Source organism: Campylobacter concisus (assembly GCF_902460535.1).
Lineage (GTDB): Bacteria > Campylobacterota > Campylobacteria > Campylobacterales > Campylobacteraceae > Campylobacter_A > Campylobacter_A concisus_AS.
The window spans coordinates 1-4,179 of sequence record NZ_CABPTV010000009.1 but is presented as its reverse complement, the minus strand read 5'-3'; the positions used below and the strand labels follow the sequence as shown (position 1 = coordinate 4,179).

General features: G+C 31.0%; 7 protein-coding genes. 3 read left to right on the top strand and 4 right to left on the bottom strand.

All coding sequences use genetic code 11. The features are described 5' to 3' along the window. The first annotated feature begins 220 nt into the window (after window positions 1-220). Genes FZ945_RS08225 through FZ945_RS08220 form a run of 3 tightly spaced genes read left to right on the top strand, consistent with a single transcriptional unit; the run spans window position 221 to window position 1,369 of the window. Window positions 221-640, top strand: a complete 420-nt coding sequence (locus FZ945_RS08225) for a hypothetical protein (RefSeq protein ID WP_148803833.1) — start codon at window positions 221-223, stop codon at window positions 638-640. 13 nt (window positions 641-653) lie between these two features. After that, window positions 654-806, top strand: a complete 153-nt coding sequence (locus FZ945_RS09915) for a hypothetical protein (RefSeq protein WP_187424190.1) — start codon at window positions 654-656, stop codon at window positions 804-806. Between the two features lie 8 nt (window positions 807-814). After that, window positions 815-1,369, top strand: a complete 555-nt coding sequence (locus FZ945_RS08220) for a hypothetical protein (protein WP_222862622.1) — start codon at window positions 815-817, stop codon at window positions 1,367-1,369. 218 nt (window positions 1,370-1,587) lie between these two features. On the opposite strand, the gene FZ945_RS08215 is transcribed toward FZ945_RS08220, so the two are convergent. The 4 genes from FZ945_RS08215 to FZ945_RS08200 form a co-directional block, all read right to left on the bottom strand. Next, window positions 1,588-1,917: a plasmid mobilization protein gene (locus FZ945_RS08215; RefSeq protein WP_148803829.1), complete on the bottom strand. Its 330-nt coding sequence runs from the start codon at window positions 1,915-1,917 to the stop codon at window positions 1,588-1,590. 363 nt (window positions 1,918-2,280) lie between these two features. Next, entirely contained in the window at window positions 2,281-2,568 is a 288-nt protein-coding gene (locus FZ945_RS08210; RefSeq protein WP_148803827.1) for a type II toxin-antitoxin system RelE family toxin, read from the bottom strand. After that, window positions 2,558-2,809, bottom strand: coding sequence for a type II toxin-antitoxin system Phd/YefM family antitoxin (locus FZ945_RS08205; RefSeq protein WP_009295321.1), 252 nt, complete (start codon window positions 2,807-2,809; stop codon window positions 2,558-2,560). The genes FZ945_RS08210 and FZ945_RS08205 overlap by 11 nt, the downstream gene beginning before the upstream one ends. Before the next feature lie 256 nt (window positions 2,810-3,065). After that, window positions 3,066-3,830 carry a DUF996 domain-containing protein gene (locus FZ945_RS08200; protein ID WP_148803826.1) on the bottom strand — a complete coding sequence of 255 codons (765 nt, stop codon included), beginning with the start codon at window positions 3,828-3,830 and terminating at the stop codon, window positions 3,066-3,068. Between the last annotated feature and the right edge of the window lie 349 nt (window positions 3,831-4,179).

The window sequence follows — 4,179 nt, the reverse complement described above, 5'->3', positions numbered from 1 at the left end:
GTTAAATTTGGTCTAGTGGTTTGATTTTATGTTCTATTTGTTGCTATTATTGCCTACTACATAAAAATTATTATTTATTTATATAAAAACTAATTTAAAAATATAATCTCTATTTAAGTAATAGTAAATTCATTTTTCGTGCTGTGATTCAATGACCAATAAGCATCATCTCAAAAATATCTTTCAAATATAAGTTTTAGCTCTATAGTGCTAAAATTTATTGGGAACGATAAACAAGATACGCAAAAAATATGATGATGACGAAATTAGTTTATGGTTTTTAGAGAAATTAGATTGGTGCATAGACCGAGAAAATAACACTTGGCTAATTCGTATATCGCATGATTATTTAAGAGATATAGGGAATTATGCCTTAACTAAAACTATATGGTTATTGCATTATAAAAGTAACGATATAGAGCTGGACTTGAGGCGGATCTTTAATAATGAAACGATTGGCGATCCGTATAGAATTATTTATGAGCTTCATGACATCAAAACAGATATCAAAAATATAACTACTGATGAAATTATTGATACCTTGAAAAAAATTTTAAGCGTATATGGCGGTGGCGGAGTTGGACTAGAAAATTTTACTCCAAAAGAGAAATTAAAGACAAGCTTAATAGTAAATTTATAACAAAGGATGAAATATGAGCTATACGGTAGAACAAACAAATGCTGAATTAAGAAAAATACTAGAAGGAAAGTTGCCTGCAACAAAGGCTGAGCTAAATAAAATAATAGAAAATTTAAGCGTGGAGACTAGCGGTCAAAAGACTACTGCGATATTTTTGGTATTGTAAATTAAAATTTGAGAGTTATAGTAATGAAGAAATTAATTAAAAAGTATTTTAAATCAAAAAGTATAAGAATCTTGTGTTGGATTATTTTATTATTTTTTACCATAGATTGTCTAGGCATCGTGTTTTCTAGCATAGATGCAGTTTTTTTAAAAAAATATAGTAACTATGAAATAGCATATCCATTTTCTAGTATTTTGGAGCTTTTTGGATTGACATGGCATGAGGAGGCTGGTGATAGCTATAACGATATTTTTGGTGCCATGATATTATATTTATTTTGTGCATATATAGTTTTGCCTTTACTTATTAATGAATTAGTTTTTTCTAAGATTAAGGCTTTTATTGAAACAGATAAAATATCTAATATCTTTATTTTTTTTATAAGTTTGTTTTATTCTTATTCATTAATTGTAATAATATTGACAAGAGCCGATTTTACATGGCTTGGGCATTTAATAAAGCGCTCCAATTTTAATTTTAATCTAATGATGATAAGTGTTTTACTTTCATCAATCATTACGTTTGCAATAATTTTTTTTATAAGGAAAAAAGATGGAATTTGATGTTGCTGCATTTAAAGGTACTGATCTGTAACAAAATTTAACGCAGTCTCAAAAGGAATATACTATTAAGGTTCTAGATGATGTTCGGTCTTATAAAGCTATATCTGAAAGTAAGCTAGAAATTTCAAAAGAATTTGACGATAGATTTAGAACCGGTGGAGAATGGGATGTAAAGAAAAAAAGCTACTGTATTGATACAAAGCAAATCAAGCAACATATTATTTACCCAATGCTTCATAAACTTTATGTAAAATATCATTATCGTCTGCTATGATCTCAATACCAACTCTATCTAGGCTTTGCCCACTATTTAATTTGGCAGCTATTTGGTTCATGTTTTGTCCATGTCTAGATAGTTCAGCTAAAAGCTCTCTCATAATTGGTGCATAAATCTGCTTAGACAACATAGCTCTTAGGGCAAATTTTGAGAAAGTTAGGCCACTTTCTTGTAATTTATCATTAATTACCAACCATTCTGCATTACTTAGCCTAAGTCTTTTAGTTATGACTTTGGTTACCTTGCGTTTTTTTATCTTTTCAGAACTCACGTAAATTTACTCCTAATCCAAGAAGAAGCCACTCAAAAATCCTATGTCATAAAATTTTTGGCAGACTTGCTCTTTAAATATCTTTTAAGGTTATTTTATAAAATTTCACAGCCTAAAACAAGGAATTCGGTAGGCTTCAGGCCGCTAAAATGCGTGTTTTTTAAAAATACTATGAAATATATAATATAATTTTTGTAGCTTTTAAATTTCTCTTAGAAATTTAGTCTGGTATGAAATTAAGAAAATAAAATAATAAAAATATAGGGGTTGCGCTCATCATAAAAGAGCACTTTAGATAGGACAAGCTAATAACATGAAATTAGTTACTAACAAATCACAGATGACTAAAGTCTAGCTTTATGCTTAGTTAAATTTATCCTTTAGTATCTCGTATACTTCGTTATTCTCTCTTTTGCCGACAACTAGCACTAACACTACTATCTCACTATCTTTTACTTGATATGCCAAGCGGTAGCCAACATCTCTTAGCTTGATCTTATAGACATCTTCATAGCCTCGTAGCTTGTCCTTGGCTACCTTTGGGTTTTCTAGACGCTCACTTAGCTTCTTTTTAAACTGCACCTTTATGCTATTGTCAAGCTTTTGCCACTCCTTTAAAGCACTTGGTAAGAACTCTAACTCATAGCTCATCTAAGCTTACTTTTACTGGTTTTTCACCACTTGCTAAAGCAGCATCCACAGCTTTACTTAGATGATACTCTTCTATTATCTCTGCCATTTTTTCATAGACAGCACTAGGCACTAGATAGGCACTAGGGACATTGTGATTTAGTATAGCTACGACATTATCTCCAGCTTGTTTTAAAATTTGAGCTGGAGACTTTTTTAGCTCGCTTATGCTAGCTGTGAAATTTGCTTGTATGGTTTGCATTTTTATCCTTTATTTAATACCTAAAATAATACTAAATAAGATATAAAGATAGTCTTAAAGCTAATGCTTTAAAATTTACTCCTATTCATTTTCATACGGTACCATCTCTACTTTAACCTTTAGCGTGTTAGCGTTAATGGGCTTAGCGTAATGTTTATGCAAACTTACTATACATAAGGCAATTAAATACAAGTTTTGTGTTATATAAATAAAGAAAATCGGAGCAGAAAATTCCACTCCGATTTATGATTGAAGTTTAAGCTGTTTTGATCTCTTGTAATCTATACCATGCGACGATTTGTAAAACAAATGCCACAATCAACAAGATGTAACCAATGATTATAAATAAAGTAATAGTTCCAACAACCGAACCTATAAAATAGTATAGGAAAAATTTATCGCCAGATATGTTTGAAAGCTCGTTATAGACTTGAAATTCTTTGAAAAATGCATAAATCATACCTACAACGCCCGCTAAACCTAAAATGACGCCAAAAATAGCACCTGTTCCACCAGCATTCGCATAGCCAGAGCCCATACCAGCAAAACCTAATGCTCCCGTTATAGCACCGATCGAGATCAGGATAGTCGATGCTACTGCGACAACTAGATATAAGATATAGTTTTTCTTTAGTGTAGGACTACCAACTTTATCTGATAGCTTAAATATAGCAAACAACATACATAAAAATCCAGCGATAAAAAAGATAAATCCTATGAATGGGATAATGCCCAAAATAGGTAAAGCTGAACCTGCCAAACCTAGCGTTCTAATCGTTGATAAATCATTGCTTTTAATATCAAAATTTATGTTATCTAAATTTAGATTCATAGATTTTGCTTTTGTGAGATAGATTTGTTTTGCAGTTTGTCCGTCCGCGATAAAATCAACCTCATCGCCTTGTTTTAAAACTATGGCAGCTCCGTCTTTTGCCACCGAAGCTACATCTTCTTGTAGATAAGTAAAACGCTGATCATCGGCATTTAATATTATGCCAGGAGCTAATACAGTTCCTTTCATGTTTGTTCCTTTAAGATTAAGATAAAAAAGGCTTATTATAGATTTGTTAAACAAAGTGTTGGCTTAAGTTTGTAAGACATAAAACATAATTTTATAGAAACTAAATAATGTAGAGGGATTATGCATATCCAAGCAGTGACTACTTTATAGCATTAGCTTCTCTTTTTAGTATAACTGGCAACAAAAGAACTTATATAATAGATCAATCTCTAATTAAATTTTTGAAAAGCAATTAATTTAATTGCGAAAATCTCAGGCTAAAAAGTGGATTATATTTTTAGGCGTTGACTCTTTCTCCTTCTTTCCTCTCCCCAACCATCTCTATAACACTATCATCATAGATCTAAAT